This window comes from Sphingorhabdus contaminans, assembly GCF_007280415.1.
Lineage (GTDB): Bacteria > Pseudomonadota > Alphaproteobacteria > Sphingomonadales > Sphingomonadaceae > Sphingorhabdus_B > Sphingorhabdus_B contaminans.
This window is the reverse complement of record NZ_VKKU01000001.1, coordinates 618,529-635,160: the sequence shown is the minus strand read 5'-3', so window position 1 is coordinate 635,160 and position 16,632 is coordinate 618,529. Positions and strand designations below refer to the sequence as shown.

Sequence of the window (16,632 nt, the reverse complement as noted above, 5' to 3'; positions counted from 1 at the left end):
CGCTATCCTTTGCTCTTTCACAGATTTTCTAATGCCCGAAAGGCGACACGGCGCAACAAAAAACCCGCTGTATTTCTACAGCGGGCCCGTTTGATCTCAGATTTATTGGTATCAATAGCGATAGTGATCGGGCTTGAAAGGTCCCTCGGTCGAAACCCCAATGTAATTGGCCTGCTTTTCGGTCAGTTTTGTTAGCTTAACTCCCAGCTTCTCGAGGTGCAGCATAGCCACCTTTTCATCGAGGTGTTTGGGCAGAACATACACTTCATTTTTATATTTCGCGCCATTAGTCCAAAGCTCGATTTGCGCCAGCACTTGGTTTGTGAAGCTCGAAGACATGACGAAGCTTGGGTGCCCGGTAGCGCAGCCGAGATTCACAAGACGTCCCTTGGCCAACACGATAATCTGTTTGCCGTCCGGGAATTCAACGAGATCGGTGCCTGGTTTAACTTCGGTCCAGTTGTAGTTTGACAGTGCAGATATTTGAATTTCGCTGTCGAAATGGCCGATGTTACAAACAATGCTCATAGGCTTCATGTTCATCATGTGCTCAGCGGTAATGACGTCCGCGTTTCCGGTCGCAGTGCAAAAGATGTCAGCACGCGTCACAGCTTCTTCCATAGTGACAACTTCGAAGCCTTCCATAGCAGCTTGCAATGCGCAGATCGGATCAACTTCAGTGACCATCACCCGTGCACCGCCATTGCGCAGCGACTGGGCCGAACCTTTGCCCACATCGCCGAAACCGGCAACACATGCAACTTTGCCGGCCAACATTACGTCTGTAGCGCGACGGATGGCATCAACGAGCGATTCCTTACAACCATATAAGTTGTCGAACTTCGACTTCGTTACGCTGTCATTTACGTTAATAGCCGGGAAAGGCAGTTCGCCCTTTTTGGCAATTTCGTACAGGCGGTGAACGCCGGTAGTTGTTTCCTCAGACACGCCCTTAAGATTACGAACGGTCTCCGTTAGATAGCCGGGCTTTGCGGCAACAAATGCCTTCAAGGCACGTTGGAATTCGACTTCTTCTTCGTTTTCAGGTTCGCCAAAACTTTCACCCCGCTCCAGCTTCGCACCCCAAAGCGCAAACATGGTTGCATCACCACCATCGTCCAAAATGATATTTGCGGTGGCATCATCGCCCCAGTCAAAGATACGACCGACATAATCCCAATAATCGGCGAGACTTTCACCTTTTACGGCAAAGACTGGAATTTCGCGGGCTGCAATCGCAGCAGCGGCATGGTCTTGCGTTGAAAAAATGTTACAGGTAGCCCAGCGCACTTCGGCGCCGAGAGCAACAAGGGTTTCAATTAGAACTGCTGTCTGGATCGTCATGTGCAGCGATCCTACGATCCGCGCACCCTTCAATGGCTGGGACGGACCAAACTCTTCTCGCAGGGCCATAAGGCCGGGCATTTCGGTTTCAGCTATGTTGATTTCTTTACGGCCAAAGTCGGCCTCGCCGATATCGGCAATGACATAATCGTTGAAAGCCACAGGCTTGATCTCCGGGAGGGTTTAGAATGGCTCTGCCCATAGCCGTGGCCTTCAACGAAATCAAATATAAAGATTACTTTATATGCTTACATACACCCACTAAGGACGGGTTGCCATTCGTGTAGGGCAAGCAGGACCGCTCCATGAATGACCGATCACTGTGGAATCAGCGGCGGCGGCCATAGTGACTACACCGTGTGATTCCGACGCTAGCTTCGCGGCTAACTCTTTCAGTTGCTTGCAGTTCATAGTTTTGTGGCCATTCCCATAACTGTTCGCAAATCCGATCGACATACGATCTAATGCGCCTTCGGCACCGCGAGCGCCGTACGTTTGGGCGAGGTGTCCTTTCAACGCGGCATTCTGCGATCCGATCAGGTTGTTATGCTTCGTCACGAAACGATTATAGTGTGGAAGGAAGTTATCCGACGTATTTCGACACCTTAACGCTGTTACCATTAACATGGTATTCAAGTGCTTTATCTTGGCTGCATCCTGCGCTGCGTTCGTCCAACAAGCATGTGCCGGTTGCGATGACAATGCGACCATACCAACTACAAAACTCAATTTCTTCGAAAAGTTGATCATTTCCCCAACCCCTTTACTGTTCAACAGCGCAAGAATTGACGATCCTGATTAATCAGCAACCAAGAGATTTGGTTAACAAAGTTAAACCTCTTATCTGGTTGAAAATTGCGAGAGATTAATTTCGAAAAAAAAGACACAGCTGATGCGCTAGCACAATAGAGATATGCTTGAGTTACCACGTCCTGGCTCGACACCCTTGACACTTAAGTGGCTGTCACAGATTAGACTGACCTGAAACCACCCCCGAAAGGAACGAAAATGAGCATTTCAGTTGGAGACAAAATTCCCGATGTTAAGTTGGTCAAAGCAACTGCCGATGGCCCCCAGCCCGTCCAATCGGCCGATTATTTCGCTGGCCGCCGGATTGCACTTTTTTCCGTACCCGGAGCATTTACACCGACCTGTTCCGCACGGCATTTGCCTGGCTTTGTAGAAAAGGCTGATGAACTGGCAGCAAAGGGAATAGATGAGATTGCATGCACGGCAGTCAATGACGCATTTGTGCTGGGAGCCTGGAACAAGGCGGGTGGTTCAGATGCGATTACAATGCTGGCCGATGGGAATGGCGATTTTGCCGCTGCTTTAGGCCTTGAGATGGATGGAACTGCTTTCGGGATGGGCAAGCGCGGTCAACGTTTCTCTCTTGTCGTCAATGATGGCGTCGTGGAACAGGTAAATGTTGAAGCCCCAGGTGACTTCAATGTGAGTTCCGCAGAACATATGCTCGGTCAACTCTAAAACGAGATTATCCCATCCTAGATTAGATTTGTCGGATCCAAACACAACGAAGGGAGGGCTCACCCTCCCTTTTTTGTTGCGAAAATTGGAAAATTCGTCGAAGCGTGCTTATGCCTAGCGAATATTCATCCACGCTCATAAATCAGCTCATAACCGAGTATGATGCCTCGGTTAAGCGGCTTCAAAACGCTGTAGCTCACTATCTAAAGACGGGCACTCCGCCTAGCGCTGACGAACGAGAGCGTCGCGACTTCTGTTATCCGGAACTGGTAATCACCTACCGCGGAAAGGAGCGGGAGACTGTTACTAACTTATCTTTCGGCAAGTTGGAGAAAGTCGGAACATATCGAACAACATTTACCAAGCCGGAAATGTTTGCGGATTATGTGGGAGAGCAGCTTGACCTTTTAGTCGAACAATATGAACTCGATATCTCCGTAGGCCGCAGTAGTCAGGAAATACCGTTTCCCTACGTCCTTGACGGCTCGGCAGATCTGGAATTGGGCACGACCAGCCCGAACGAATTAGCCAGACACTTCCCGACAACCGAGTTGGCAGATATTGGTGACGAGATAGCGGATGGACTTCTGCGAATTAAGGGAACCGATAACGCACCGCTGGCATTGTTCGACGCTTTGCGCACTGATTTTTCCCTTGCGCGCCTACGTCACTATACGGGCGCACCTGCTGAGCATGTCCAGAATTATATCCTGTTTACAAACTACCACCGCTATGTGGACGAGTTTGTTAGCTGGGCATGCACGCAAGTAGGTAATGGGCGCTATACCGCTCTCTCCGGTGCTGGTGGACTTTATGTTGACCAATCTACCGATAATGCGGCACAACTTGTAGCTGATAGCACTTGGCGTCGCCATCAGATGCCTGCTTATCACCTGATGGCGCCGGACCGATCCGGTATAACGTTGGTAAACATCGGCGTCGGCCCGTCAAACGCAAAAACAATATGTGATCATTTGGCGGTCATGCGCCCTGAAGCGTGGTTAATGATTGGCCATTGCGGGGGGTTACGCGAAACTCAGCGTATTGGCGACTATGTGTTGGCTCACGCCTATTTGCGAGACGACCATATTCTAGACGATGTACTGCCGCCCGAAATACCTATCCCTCCAATTGCAGAAGTACAGCAAGCACTAGCTGTAGCGGCGGAACATGTTTCAGGCACAAGCGGAGCAAACCTCAAGCGTCGAATGCGTACGGGTACTGTCGTGACTACAGACGACCGTAATTGGGAATTGCGCTACTCCGCTTCGGCACTTCGCTTTTCGCAAAGCCGTGCAATCGCTATTGATATGGAATCAGCTACGATTGCGGCGCAAGGCTATCGGTTCCGCGTCCCCTATGGCACATTGCTGTGCGTTTCGGACAAGCCGTTACATGGCGAAATCAAACTGCCAGGACAAGCAAATCGGTTCTACGAAGAAGCGATTGCTGCACATCTCCAAATTGGAATCCAAACCTGTGATCTGCTCAGAGAAGCTGGCAACAGTTTACACAGCCGCAAGCTTCGTGCCTTTAACGAGCCGCCATTCCGTTAACCTAAGTCGGAACTTACTATTGGTACAACGCGTTATGTTACACTTCTAGACCGCAAGGGAGATAATGATGGTACAAAAAAGTAAAACATCAGACGCATTGGAAAAGGTGGGAACCAAACTGCGCTCTATTGCGAAAAAGGCGAAGGGCAAAACGCAGTCAGGAGTCGAATCCGCTTCCAATAGCGCGCGATCTGCTGCTGACAGAATTGGTGACGTAGCCACGCGGGCTGTTAAGTCCGTGAAAGCTCATCCGGGCAAGACAGCGGCCGTTGCTGGTGCTGTGGTTGCAGCAGCAGCCGTTGCCGCAGTTGCTGGGAAGAAAGCACTGGATGCTCAGAAATCCAAAGCTCCTCGCAAAGCGCCTGTCAAAAAAGCTGCGCTCAAAAAGCCAAGCGCCAAAAAGCCGGGAGCACCCAACGTAAAAGCCCCAACTAAACCAAGTTCGGAATCTAAGCCGACAGCGGTCGGCACGACTACAAAATCACCAGCAAAGCCCAAGGCAATCGCACCATCAAAGCCAGCTGCGAAGGCGACTGAATAGATCAGCCATAAGCGGAATTCGCTCATTGAAGGGAAGCTGCCCCATAACAACGTGGGGCCTCTTCCTAAATTACCAGCCCTTCTTTGCGCCTTTATTTTGAGTTTTCAGCCATTTCATTAACGGTGCAAAATATTCCAGCATTGCTTTGCCAGACATTTCGCGGCTGCCAGTAAAAGCCTCTAATGCGTATGGCCATGGCTTTGACGCTCCCATTTCCAACATGGCATTCAATCGTTTGCCGACTTCCTTGTTGCCATAGAAGGAGCAACGGTGAAGCGGTCCCTTCCAACCGGCGGCATCGCAAGCGGCCTTGTAAAATTGGAACTGCAAGATGCGCGCAAGAAAATAGCGTGTATAAGGCGTGTTTCCAGGCACGTGATACTTCGCACCTGCGTCAAATGCATTCACATCACGAGGCACAGGTGGAACAATACCCTGATACTGGGTACGAAGTTTCGTCCAAGCAGTGTTATAATCGGCAGGTTTGATGTCGCCGGCAAACACGCCCCAACGCCATTTATCAACGATGACACTGAATGGCAGAAAAGCCACCTTGTCCATTGCTTGCCGCAACAGCAGACCATTGTCTTTATCCGCGCTTGGCACCTTGGACGCGTCAAGTAAACCAATCTGCACCAGATATTCTGGAGTAATCGACAACGCGATCGCGTCGCCAATCGCTTCGTGAAAGCCGTCATTGGCTCCGTTAAGGTGTAGATAGCTCTGATTGTTATACGCACGCTGATAGTAATTGTGACCGAGTTCATGGTGAACCGTCACAAAATCGTTGCTATTGATTTTGATGCACATTTTGATCCGCAGATCATCGACATTATCAATGTTCCATGCCGAAGCATGACATACAACTTCACGATCGGCGGGCTTCAGAAATTGTGAGCGAGCGTAAAATGATTCGGGCAATGGTGCGAAACCGAGTGACGAGAAAAAGCCTTCGCCAATTTTGACCATGCCAATCTCATCGACTTTTTTTGCCTTCAGCAATTCGCCGATATCATAACCGATGTCCCCAGATCCTGCCGGTGCAACGATATCATAGATATCGCCCCATTCCTGTGCCCACATATTGCCGAGCAGATCCGCACGAATAGCGCCGGTTTTCCCCTGTACTGCGTCGCCATACTTCTTATTCAACTGAGTGCGGACATAGGTGTGCAGCTCATCGTAGAGCGGCTTCACTTCCAACCAAAGCTTGTCGGTGAGCTTTGCGAAATCATCTGCAGGCATATCGTAACCAGAACGCCACATCGCGCCCAAATCAGCAAAGCCGAGTTCTTGCGCGCCCTTGTTCGCTATCTCTACCATTCGGACATAATCGGTCTTCATGGGCGCGCCGACATTGTCATGCCAACTAACCCACATCTCTTTCAATTCGTCCGGATTGCGGTTCGTGCCCATTTCCGCTTCGATATCAGAACCGTTGATCGGCTGGCCCCTCAGAGTACCTTTGCCTTTGCCATAAGAAGAATTGAGGCGGGTCGCAATTTCAGCCAATTCCTTGGCAGCGCCCGGCGTGGTTGGCGCCGGCAAGACTAAGCCACCGCGTAATATGTCAAGTTTGCGCTTGGCTTCAGATGAGAGTCCGCTGACGTTCTGATACTTTGCTGCCTCGAGAGCATATTGGACTGACTTTTCCGTACCAATCTCGCCATATTTGGCCGCCAATGCGTCGGTGTCGTCGGTAATATATGTGCTGTTTACCCAAGCAACACGTCCACCCTCAACGGAGAAATCGAACAGATCCTTTTCGGCTCGGGCCAGAAAAGCTTCAGCTTCTGCAATAGAGGGTGCCGTGGTTGCCACATCGGCACTTTGCGCAGAAGCGACCGATGGAATCGTGATGGATGCAGCTGCCAGAGCGGCAAAGGAGACTAGTTTTTTCATTTGAGGTTCCCAGCAAATAATATGACCGGATGTTGGAACTTTCTTTCTTGGTCGTCAAGCGGACTGCCTCGCCTTTCGTCGAAGAAACAAAGCAATTAGCAGACCAAAAAAAGTAACAAGAAATGCCGTTGATTTAACAGGTTGGGCCGTCGCCGCGATGAAGGCCAAGTTATCATCACCTTTAAAGGTCATGGCCTGAATGAATTCGCTTATAGTTTCCACATAGTCGGCAACGCCCACAACGACCGCGGCCCCAACAATGACCCATCCGAGACGACGCAGAGCCGCGCCCCCAGAACGCGCGAACAACCGTCCGCCACAATACGCTCCAAAAGAATAAATGCCGATATAAACTAGATCGAGCGCAATTCCGAAACGGGCCAAATTCATAACGCCCGCAGCTTGCCATGCAGCCTGAATGGCGTCGACTCGAAGCGCAGACCCCGCAGACTGATGATCGCGGATACCCCAGGGGGAAACAGGATTAGTAAACAAAGGGTTCATGGCGATCATTGCAGCAAGAATAAGCAACCCACCAAGCCAAAAACGCCAGAAATGCCGCTCCAATTTGCTTTCGCGCATCATATATTCTCCAACGCCAATGCCAGGGCACCGGTTTGCGCCCCTTCTAAGGTTAAATGGTACATTACGTAACCTTGCTTTTGCCCCCGGTATTCCCGCACATAGTTTCGGACTAGCCTTGCTCCAAGCCGCTCGACTGCCTTGCGTGATCGCAGATTATGTGCGCCGATCTGAAAAACCACAATGTTTACATGTGGGAAAATATGCCGGAGCATCAGAGCTTTCGCTTCGCGATTAAACCCTCCCCTCCAGTGGCTACAAGCGAAAAAGGTCCACCCGATTTCAATCTCGCTCGCCTCCGCGTCATAATTTGCAAAGCGGCTGCTTCCGATCATAACACCAGTAGATTGATCCAAAATAGCAAAGGAGCCACGCGATGCTATGGCTTCGGCAAAAAAGCCTTCGAACACCTCGCGTTTGTATCTGTCCCGATGGGGATGCATTGCCCAAATATCAGGATCTGATGCGACAGTATAAAGCGCATCAAAATCATCTTCGGCAAGCGGACGGAGGCACACTTTTGTACCGACCAGCGTGGGCTGGATATCGAATGGAGGAAACATCACCACAACGGCCCCGTTAATGCTGTTACCATTGCTGCGCCCAAATCTGGTTTCACGACAGCGCTCATGTGATTGCCGGGCACTTCGAAAAGTCTGCCTAGTGGAAGAATTGCCGCAAGATCTGATGCCGAGCCATTGTCCTGATCCTCAGCACCACAAATGACCGCCACGGGCACTTCAATGCTGCGTAACTGTGCCTCTGTGGTATCAACAAAACTATCCAGTATGAGTCGCAGTGCAACGGGATCACCGCCGGTAGTTTTCAGAAAAGCTTCCGCCATGAAGGCGGGAGAACCCCGCTCGTGTTGGCCTAAATTATCGAGAACATGCTTGAAATGCCCGCTGCGCTTTGCGGTTTGGGTCAATCCTTCGAGACCCATGCCGGATATGATCGCCCGACCGGGCTTTGCTCCTCTGGCAAGCATCCGAGCGACGGTTCGTCCGCCCAGAGAATATCCGCCAAGGTCATAATCGATGATACCCAGATGTTGGAGCAAGGCGAACTGGTCATCGGCAAGTATGTCCGGAGGATAGGATGCAGGGTCGTGAGGTTTTCCGCTGAGTCCATGGGCGCGTAGGTCGGGCATGATTACGCGATAGCCTGCTTTGGCCAGCGCGTCGGCATGGCCGTATTTTATCCAGTTTGTTTCCGCTTCGCTGAAATAGCCGTGGATTAGCAACAATGGTCGCCCTTCCCCGGTTTCTTTCCAGAATATGTTAACTTGGCTGAAGCTTTCGAAGCTGTTTGAAGTGACGGCCATTTGGGCTCTTTCCATTCGGTTGGGTTGTGGTGTTGCCATGGCTGGAGGCCGGAGAAAAGCCATTTTTCGGTCCGGACCAACAGACTAGACTTGCCTATAATAAGCATAGCTATTATGTCGATGGAATGAGCGACGATATCGGGTTCTTGTTGGGTGATGCGGCACGCCTTTTGCGGCGGTCCTTTGACGAGCGGGCCCGCGCCGTCGGCGTGACTCGTCCGCAGTGGCGCGTCCTCGCTTTGCTGAAACGTTTTGACGGTTCCACCCAGGTGAGCATGGCCGATATGCTGGATGTCGAACCCATTACCCTTGGCCGCATGATCGACCGGCTGCAGGAATCCGGCCTGGTCGAGCGCAGGGCGGATCCCAAGGACCGGCGCGCATGGCGCCTGCATTTGACACCTTTGGGGGAAAGCCGGATCGACGCCTTGCGGCCGACCGCCCTCGCCCTGTTCGAAGATGCGCTTGCAGGGCTGGACGATAACCAGCGGACGCAACTTGAATCCATGCTGGACACCATCCGCGCCAATTTGACCCGAAAGCCTTTAGAGACCGCCCATGGCTGAAGCCGACCCCAAGATGGACATGGATACACATATCCAGAAAAAGCCGCGCCGTTTTGCGCGGATCGCTCTGATGTTCTCTGTCCCCCTCCTGCTGATTGCAGGCGGCGTGGGCTATTATATTGCCAATGATCATTATGTATCCACCGACAATGCCTATGTGCAGCAGGATAAGGTGTCCATCTCTGCCGAGGTGGGCGGACGCATTGTCGAAGTCGCCGTGCGCGAAAACCAGCAGGTGCAGGCAGGCGATCTTCTGTTCCGGATAGATCCCGAACCCTACCGCATCGCAATCGAACAGGCCGATGCCAGCATCGCCGCCGCACAGGTCCGTGTCACAACATTGCAAACCGATTACCAGACCACCGGCATTGATATCGAAAGCGCACGCGAGGATGTCGCCTTTTACGAAAAGGAATATCAGCGCCAGGCGTCCCTGATGCAGGACGGCTTTACCACACGCGCCCGGCTGCAAGCCGCCGAGCATGCCCTGTCCGATGCACGTAGCCGCGTTGCCTCTGCCGAGGCCGAGGCAACGAAAGCGCGCGCCGCCCTTGCCACAGGGTCTGCAGCACCCGGCGTAAACCCGGCCATCAAAGCCGGTCAGGTGCAGCGTGAACAGGCATTGCTGAACCTGTCCCGCACAACGGTACGCGCACCGGTTTCGGGAATTGTAAGCCAGGCAGACCGGTTGCAAGTCGGACAGATGATGGTCCAGGGCCTGCCCGGCGTCACGATCGTGGCCAGCGACCGAAGCTGGATCGAAGCCAATTTCAAGGAAACCGACCTTGCCCAGATGCGCGTCGGGCAGCCGGCCGAAATCACTTTTGACGCTTACCCCGATCTGAAACTGCGCGGAAAGGTATCGAGCATCGGTGCCGGAACGGGATCGGAGTTTTCCGTTCTGCCTGCGCAAAATGCCAATGGTAACTGGGTGAAAGTGACGCAGCGTGTACCGGTTCGCATCATGATTACCGACAAACCGAAGCGCAAAATGATCGCAGGGCTGTCGGCACATGTCCGCATCGACACCGACAAATAATCCCCACGACGTCGCGGCCTATCCGGTCAAAAACAAGGCGCTGCTCACGCTTGCGGTGATGGGCGCCAGTATCGTGCAAATTCTCGATTCCACCATCGCCAATGTCGCTATTCCGCATATGCAGACTAGCCTTGGCGCCACGATGGATACGATCACCTGGGTCCTGACGAGCTATATTGTGGCCAGTGCAGTTGCCATGCCCATTACCGGATGGCTGTCCGACCGGATTGGCAGCCGGAATTTGTTTCTGGGTGCGGTGGCGGGTTTCATTTTTGCATCAATGCTGTGCGGCATCGCAACCGGCCTGACGGAAATGGTTATATTCCGTGTTTTCCAGGGGATTTGCGCGGCCTTCATCGGCCCTTTGTCCCAAACCATCATGCTGGACATCAACAAGCCATCGGAAGCCCCCCGGGCAATGGCCATCTGGGGCATGGGCATCATGATTGCCCCGATCATGGGCCCGATGGTGGGAGGGTGGCTGACCGAAAGCTATAACTGGCGCTGGGTTTTCTATATCAACCTGCCAATAGGAATACCGACCCTGATTATATTGTGGTGGCTCTTGCCATCCCGCCCGGTTGTGCGGCGTGAACTGGACAGGTTCGGATTTGCCATGTTGGCCATTGGCCTTGCGACGCTGCAACTGCTGCTGGACCGAGGTCAGCAGGAAGACTGGCTGCAAAGCTGGGAAATCATCATTGAACTGCTTGTGGTCATCGGAGCCTTGTGGATTTTTGCCGTCCATCAAATGACGACCAAAAGACCGATGTTCGAACGGCTTCTGCTCAGCGACCGGAACTTTTTCATCGCGCTCAACATGATGCTGCTCGTCGGCATGATGATGTTCGGTTTATTCGCCCTGCTGCCGCCAATGCTGCAAAATCTGTTCGGCTATAGCGTTTACGACACGGGGGTTTTGCTGGCTCCCCGGGGCGTCGGCATTTTGCTTGCCATGTTCATTGCCTCGCGCCTGACCGGAAAAATGGATGCGCGGATCATCATCTTCAGCGGTTTCATTATGACTGCCATTTCAGTATGGATGATGACAAAATGGTCGCTCAATATGGATTGGCACCTGATCGTCTATACGGGCCTTTTGCAGGGCTTCGGCATGGGTTTCGTTTTCATTCCACTGAATGGTGTAGCCTTTTCCACCCTTCCCATGCGACTCCGGACGGACGGAGCATCTCTACTCTATCTGTTCCGCAGTCTGGGGGGCAGTTTCGGCATTTCGATCATGACAACGATGCTCGCCCGCAACATGCAGACAAGCCATGCGGACTTGGCGGGGCACATTACCGCGTCGTCCATGCCCACATTGGACCTGTCGACGACCGATCGGCTGGGCGCATTGGGTGAAGCAGGTCTGCAACTGATCAACCTGGAAATTAACCGGCAGGCCGCGATGATCGCCTATCTCGATGACTTCAAGCTGATGATGTTCCTGCTCATATTGATGAGCCCGCTGATCTTCATGCTCAAACCAGGAAAACCGGCCCCGGGCCAACAACCGGTGATGGCAGATTAACAGCCTTATTCAGCGCGGCTCCAAACCCTTTTGCTGCATTCGCCAGACCGCCATTTCGATACGGTCCTGCCCAAAAAAGGGTTCGCCATCGAAAACCAGTGTAGGAACGCCCCAATGGCCCGCAGCCTCCAGCATCGCCTGATTAGCCGCAATTTCGGCGTCCAGTGCTTCGGCGTCCTGCGCGGCTTCGGCATCGAGTTCGGCCAGGTCTAATCCTGCGCGTGTCGCCGCGCCGGCAAGATGATCGCCTTCATGCCAGTTTTCCGCGCCACCCCAGATCAGGCGGGAAACCTCGTCACAAAATGCCAGACTCTGCCCCCGACGCGCCGCAGCCTGACCAAGGCGCGTAAGACGAAAAATGTAGGGCTGTTCTTCTGCGATTTGCCGCGTGATGACATTCTGGACAATGGGATCGGGCTTGGGCGGACCAAATGGGATACCGTGATACTGCGCCACGCGGAACATGTCGGTAAAGGTATAACGCAGCCAGTTGGGATGGTTGCGTTCGAAGAAATTGGGCTCCCGTATTGCCAGCGGATAGACCGGGCGAAGGTTGATCTCCAGATCATATTCTTCGGCCAGGGCACGATAGCGCCGTGTCGCTAGGTAGCTATAGGGGCTACGAAATGACCAGAACACATCTGCGGATAATGTCATATCTTCTCTCTCCAGCGTAATGACATGCACGACAGGCCCGCATCAATCCGGCCGATATGTTCGACACTTAAACCGATGGTCGGGATACCAAAGGATTCGACAATGGCGCGGCTTTTGTGAAACCCAGCGCCCATCAATATGCTGTCCCGGATACGGAGCTTGTTGGCGGCTTTTTCCTCGCCTTCCGGAACTTCAACCACGCGCATACCGGCAAAAGCGGTTGAATTGGCCATCGGCGCGAGCGCGAATACAGTTTCCTCGTCAATCAGGCTGCATCCCGTCTTGAAATGCAGGATGCCCGGGGGCGTTTCCGCAATCTCGCCCTTCTTTCCCAAGCGTGCCAGCAAAGAAATCAGCTCTTCTGCACCGGCACGATCAGTGCGGTTGGACAGCCCGATTAAAACCCGATCCCGCAGAACCAGGATATCTCCGCCATCCGCGTGACCCGGCCCCTGCATGCGAAGGACGGTTTCAAAGCGCTCTTCCAGCACAGGCGCAAGCAGGGCCGACTCCCCTGCCCGGCTCGGCGCTGCAAGATTGAGCACAATCGCCCCCTCGCCAAAAACAAGCGCAGGGTCTTCGACAAATATGGAATCGGGAAACGCTTCCGATGCAGGCAGCTGCGTTACGTGCAGACCGAGGCTTTCCAACGTCCGCACATAGGCATCATGTTCGGCGCAGAGCGCTTCGAAATCGGGATCCGGCCCGTCACCTGCCCGCAACCCTGCCACCACGGATGCGGCAGGGCTTCGGACGATGGCATGACTATAGTCAAACATGCGCGGTGACCGAAATTACCCCTTCTTCAAATGCCGCCGTCCCAACAGTTCAGCGATCTGTACGGCATTCAAAGCCGCCCCCTTGCGAAGGTTATCGGACACGCACCAGAAGGCAAGTCCGTTATCTACGGTCGGGTCTTCGCGGACGCGGCTGACATAGGTGGCGTCATCGCCAGCGGCCTCGATCGGGGTCGCGTAACCGCCATCTTCATGCTTGTCGACCAGCATGATGCCGGGCGACTCGCGCAAAATCGACTTGGCCTTGGCCGCCGACATTTCCCGCTCATATTCAATGGAAACGGCTTCACTGTGGCCGACAAAGACCGGCACGCGGACGCAGGTTGCCGTCAGCTTGATCTTGGGGTCGAGTATCTTCTTCACCTCGACCATCATCTTCCATTCTTCCTTGGTGTATCCGTCCTCCAGGAAACTGTCGATGTGGGGGATCAGGTTGAAGGCGATCTGCTTGGTGAACTTTTTGGGCTCGACACTGTCACCTACAAAGATGTTTCGGCTCTGATCGAACAGTTCATCCATACCTGCCTTACCTGCGCCCGACACCGATTGATATGTCGACACGACAACGCGCGTAATGTTGGCATAATCGTGCAAGGGCTTCAGGGCGACGACAAGCTGTGCCGTGGAGCAGTTGGGATTGGCGATGATGTTCTTGCGTGTGTAGCCGTCAATCGCGTCCGGATTTACTTCCGGAACGATCAGGGGAATGTCGGGGTCCATACGGTGCAGCGAACTGTTGTCGATGACCACACAACCTGCCGCCGCAGCGATGGGCGCAAATTTCTTGGTCGCATCCGAACCGATCGCAAAAATGGCCATATCCCAGCCGTTCCAGTCGAAATGTTCGATATTCTGGACCTTCAGCATTTTGCCGGTGTCGCCATATTCGATTTCGATCCCCTGACTGCGCGACGATGCCAGTACGGCGATTTCGTCAGCGGGGAATTCGCGCTCTGCCAGGATGTTGACGACTTCACGGCCAACATTGCCCGTCGCGCCGGCGACTACGATACGATAACCCATAAATGTTTCCCTCAGATCAGGTTTGGACAAAGAAAAAGGCCGGGCTCTTTGTGGGAGCCCGGCCTTTCATGTTCGGTTTAAGAACGCAGCGGAGCCCCTGCCTTATTCGGCAGCCTCGGTGGTCTTAATAGTGCGCGGGTCACGGCGTTCGGCGATACGCGCCTTCTTACCGGTCAAACCACGCAGATAATAAAGCTTCGCACGACGTACGACGCCCTTGCGGACAACTTCGATGCTGTCGATATTCGGGCTGTACAGCGGGAATACGCGCTCAACGCCTTCACCAAACGACATTTTGCGTACGGTGAAGTTGGAGCCCATACCCTTGTTCGAACGCGCAATGCAGACGCCTTCGTAATTCTGAATACGCGTACGGTCACCTTCGATAACCTTCACGCCCACCTTAACGGTGTCACCCGCGCGGAACGCCGGGATTTTCTTGTTTTCTGCCAGTGCCGCAATGGCTTCGGCTTCGAGTGTCTGGATGAGGTTCATGCCCCATTTAATCCTTATTCTTCTGTTGCACGTCAGAGGCAGGCTGAACCCGAGCGTCCTTGTAACGCCCCCAAAGGTCCGGTCTGCGTAACCGAGTATCTTCCTCCGCCCTTTGTTTCCGCCAGGCGGCGATTTTCGCATGATCCCCCGATCGCAACACTTCAGGGATCATCCGCCCTTCCCAATCATTGGGTCGGGTATAGTGCGGATATTCAAGCAATCCTTGTTCAAAGGACTCCTCGTCACCGCTGGAAGTCGCGCCCATTACGCCGGGAAGCAGCCGAATGCAAGCGTCTAACAGCATTAAAGCGCCAATTTCGCCCCCTGACAGGACAATATCGCCCATCGAAACCTGCTCAATGTGCGGACGTGCGTCAAAAAGACGCTCGTCAAAGCCTTCGAAACGGCCACACAATACGGTGACACCGGGGCCGGAGGCCAGTTCACGGATGCGTGCCTGTGTAATGGGTTTGCCGCGCGGGGTCATGGCGAGAATGGGCACGGTTGGCTGCCGGACCATGGCGTCGTCGACAGCCGCCGCCAATATATCCGCGCGCAGCACCATGCCAGCCCCGCCGCCCGCCGGTGTATCGTCAACGGTACGATGCTTGTCGGTCGCATAATCGCGGATATGGATGGGCGTGCACGACCATTTGCCCTCTTCCAGAGCCCGTCCCGCGAGCGACACGCCCAGCGGACCCGGAAACATTTCGGGGTAAAGCGTCAGGATCTGTGCGTGAAAGCTCATATCACGAAGTCGGCATCGATCACGATGCGGTCGCCCCATTCGGGAACGGCCTCTTTCGTCATGGGCACCATGAATTTCTTGCCCGGTTTGCCGTCTTCGGATGGTAACTGGATCTCCAGCACATCGCTCGCGCCGAAATTTTCGACGGCGATGCAGGTGCCAAGGTCCTTACCCTCTGTCGAAACGCAGGGAAGCCCCAGCAGATCGCTGTGATAATATTCGTCCTCGCCCAGCGGCGGCAAAGCCTCCCGCGGGACTGTCAGCAATGTGCTGCGCAACTTTTCCGCCGCGTTACGATCGTTGATCTCGGCAAAGCGCGCGATGGCGCCGTCTTTGGTGGGGCGCAGGGATTTGACCGTCAGCGCGCCATCATTGAAGCTTTTATAGCGTTTGAGGCTGTCGATGCTGTCGGCAAACAGCTTCAACCGCACCTCACCCGTCACGCCATGCGCGCCCGAAATGGCGGCCAGCGTGACGGTGGTGTTTGGCAAGGCTTAGCCCTCTGCCTTTTCTTGCGAAGCTTCTTCGGCTGCAGGTGCAGCTTCTTCAGCAGCGGGTGCTTCTTCCGCGGCAGGTGCTTCTTCGGCAACCGCTTCAGCCGGGGCTGCTTCTTCTGCAGCGGGGGCTTCTTCGACTACTTCAGGCTCAGGTGCGGCGGCAGCAGCGGCAGCGGCTTCAGCAGCCTCAGCTGCCTTGGCAGCCTTGTCTTCAGCGCGGTCCTTGGCTTTCTGGCCAGGCTCACCCTTGTTCGGGTTGTTCTTGGCCTTGCGCTCCTTGACACCTGCGGCGTCGAGGAAACGGGCAACGCGGTCCGAAGGCTGCGCGCCAGCGGCCAGCCAGTGCTTCGCACGCTCGCTGTCGAGTACAACGCGCTGGTCGCTGTCCTTGGGAAGCTGCGGGTTGTAGCTGCCGATACGCTCGATGAACTTGCCGTCCCGCGGTGCGCGGGCGTCGGCAACGACGATTTTGTAATAAGGACGCTTCTTCGAACCGCCGCGTGACAAACGCATGGATAATGCCATAAAACTAACTCACCTTT

At 54.0% G+C, this 16,632-nt stretch carries 19 protein-coding genes; 6 read left to right on the top strand and 13 right to left on the bottom strand.

Annotated elements, in window-relative coordinates; all coding sequences use genetic code 11:
* Positions 1-111: 111 nt before the first annotated feature.
* Together ahcY and FOM92_RS03225 are read right to left on the bottom strand one after the other, a co-directional pair.
* On the bottom strand, positions 112-1,506 hold the full coding sequence (ahcY, locus tag FOM92_RS03230; protein WP_211347343.1) for an adenosylhomocysteinase: 1,395 nt from the start codon (positions 1,504-1,506) through the stop codon (positions 112-114).
* Positions 1,507-1,605: 99 nt separating this feature from the next.
* Positions 1,606-2,094, bottom strand: a complete 489-nt coding sequence (locus tag FOM92_RS03225) for a hypothetical protein (RefSeq protein WP_143775339.1) — start codon at positions 2,092-2,094, stop codon at positions 1,606-1,608.
* Positions 2,095-2,352: 258 nt separating this feature from the next.
* Between FOM92_RS03225 and FOM92_RS03220 the strand changes: the two genes are divergently transcribed.
* The 3 genes from FOM92_RS03220 (at position 2,353) to FOM92_RS03210 (ending at position 4,929) form a co-directional block, all read left to right on the top strand.
* On the top strand, positions 2,353-2,832 hold the full coding sequence (locus FOM92_RS03220; RefSeq protein WP_143775338.1) for a peroxiredoxin: 480 nt from the start codon (positions 2,353-2,355) through the stop codon (positions 2,830-2,832).
* 110 nt (positions 2,833-2,942) lie between these two features.
* Positions 2,943-4,388 carry an AMP nucleosidase gene (locus tag FOM92_RS03215; protein ID WP_143775337.1) on the top strand — a complete coding sequence of 482 codons (1,446 nt, stop codon included), beginning with the start codon at positions 2,943-2,945 and terminating at the stop codon, positions 4,386-4,388.
* A 64-nt stretch (positions 4,389-4,452) separates the two neighbouring features.
* A complete protein-coding gene (locus FOM92_RS03210) occupies positions 4,453-4,929 on the top strand; it encodes a hypothetical protein (RefSeq protein ID WP_143775336.1) in 477 nt (158 codons plus the stop codon).
* A 69-nt stretch (positions 4,930-4,998) separates the two neighbouring features.
* On the opposite strand, the gene FOM92_RS03205 is transcribed toward FOM92_RS03210, so the two are convergent.
* Genes FOM92_RS03205 through FOM92_RS03190 form a run of 4 tightly spaced genes read right to left on the bottom strand, consistent with a single transcriptional unit; the run spans position 4,999 to position 8,737 of the window.
* The gene (locus FOM92_RS03205; protein WP_143775335.1) at positions 4,999-6,831 is read right to left on the bottom strand and encodes a M2 family metallopeptidase; all 1,833 of its coding nucleotides are present in this window, start codon (positions 6,829-6,831) and stop codon (positions 4,999-5,001) included.
* Between the two features lie 54 nt (positions 6,832-6,885).
* Positions 6,886-7,416, bottom strand: a complete 531-nt coding sequence (locus FOM92_RS03200) for a hypothetical protein (RefSeq protein ID WP_143775334.1) — start codon at positions 7,414-7,416, stop codon at positions 6,886-6,888.
* Complete coding sequence (locus FOM92_RS03195; protein WP_246087208.1) at positions 7,413-7,976, bottom strand: GNAT family N-acetyltransferase; 564 nt, start codon at positions 7,974-7,976, stop codon at positions 7,413-7,415. The genes FOM92_RS03200 and FOM92_RS03195 overlap by 4 nt, the downstream gene beginning before the upstream one ends.
* A complete protein-coding gene (locus tag FOM92_RS03190; RefSeq protein WP_143775332.1) occupies positions 7,976-8,737 on the bottom strand; it encodes an alpha/beta fold hydrolase in 762 nt (253 codons plus the stop codon). Before FOM92_RS03190 ends, FOM92_RS03195 begins: the two co-directional genes overlap by 1 nt.
* Before the next feature lie 29 nt (positions 8,738-8,766).
* Between FOM92_RS03190 and FOM92_RS03185 the strand changes: the two genes are divergently transcribed.
* The 3 genes from FOM92_RS03185 to FOM92_RS03175 are packed head-to-tail and all read left to right on the top strand — an operon-like array spanning position 8,767 to position 11,873.
* Positions 8,767-9,303: a MarR family winged helix-turn-helix transcriptional regulator gene (locus tag FOM92_RS03185; protein WP_342778157.1), complete on the top strand. Its 537-nt coding sequence runs from the start codon at positions 8,767-8,769 to the stop codon at positions 9,301-9,303.
* The gene (locus tag FOM92_RS03180) at positions 9,296-10,342 is read left to right on the top strand and encodes an HlyD family secretion protein (protein ID WP_143775331.1); all 1,047 of its coding nucleotides are present in this window, start codon (positions 9,296-9,298) and stop codon (positions 10,340-10,342) included. Before FOM92_RS03185 ends, FOM92_RS03180 begins: the two co-directional genes overlap by 8 nt.
* A complete protein-coding gene (locus FOM92_RS03175) occupies positions 10,317-11,873 on the top strand; it encodes a DHA2 family efflux MFS transporter permease subunit (protein WP_143775330.1) in 1,557 nt (518 codons plus the stop codon). Before FOM92_RS03180 ends, FOM92_RS03175 begins: the two co-directional genes overlap by 26 nt.
* 9 nt (positions 11,874-11,882) lie before the next feature.
* Here FOM92_RS03175 and FOM92_RS03170 read toward each other — a convergent pair whose 3' ends face one another.
* From FOM92_RS03170 to rpsP, 7 genes are all read right to left on the bottom strand, one after another.
* Positions 11,883-12,530 carry a 2-hydroxychromene-2-carboxylate isomerase gene (locus FOM92_RS03170; RefSeq protein WP_143775329.1) on the bottom strand — a complete coding sequence of 216 codons (648 nt, stop codon included), beginning with the start codon at positions 12,528-12,530 and terminating at the stop codon, positions 11,883-11,885.
* On the bottom strand, positions 12,527-13,309 hold the full coding sequence (locus FOM92_RS03165) for a dimethylarginine dimethylaminohydrolase family protein (RefSeq protein WP_143775328.1): 783 nt from the start codon (positions 13,307-13,309) through the stop codon (positions 12,527-12,529). Before FOM92_RS03165 ends, FOM92_RS03170 begins: the two co-directional genes overlap by 4 nt.
* Positions 13,310-13,324: 15 nt before the next feature.
* Positions 13,325-14,350 (bottom strand): aspartate-semialdehyde dehydrogenase, encoded by a 1,026-nt coding sequence (locus FOM92_RS03160; RefSeq protein WP_143775327.1) that lies wholly within the window; start codon positions 14,348-14,350, stop codon positions 13,325-13,327.
* Positions 14,351-14,452: 102 nt separating this feature from the next.
* Complete coding sequence (gene rplS, locus FOM92_RS03155; protein ID WP_143775326.1) at positions 14,453-14,845, bottom strand: 50S ribosomal protein L19; 393 nt, start codon at positions 14,843-14,845, stop codon at positions 14,453-14,455.
* A 7-nt stretch (positions 14,846-14,852) separates the two neighbouring features.
* A complete protein-coding gene (gene trmD, locus FOM92_RS03150) occupies positions 14,853-15,593 on the bottom strand; it encodes a tRNA (guanosine(37)-N1)-methyltransferase TrmD (RefSeq protein WP_143775325.1) in 741 nt (246 codons plus the stop codon).
* Positions 15,590-16,084 carry a ribosome maturation factor RimM gene (gene rimM, locus FOM92_RS03145; protein WP_143775324.1) on the bottom strand — a complete coding sequence of 165 codons (495 nt, stop codon included), beginning with the start codon at positions 16,082-16,084 and terminating at the stop codon, positions 15,590-15,592. Before rimM ends, trmD begins: the two co-directional genes overlap by 4 nt.
* A gap of 3 nt (positions 16,085-16,087) precedes the next feature.
* Positions 16,088-16,615, bottom strand: a complete 528-nt coding sequence (gene rpsP, locus FOM92_RS03140; RefSeq protein ID WP_143775323.1) for a 30S ribosomal protein S16 — start codon at positions 16,613-16,615, stop codon at positions 16,088-16,090.
* Between the last annotated feature and the right edge of the window lie 17 nt (positions 16,616-16,632).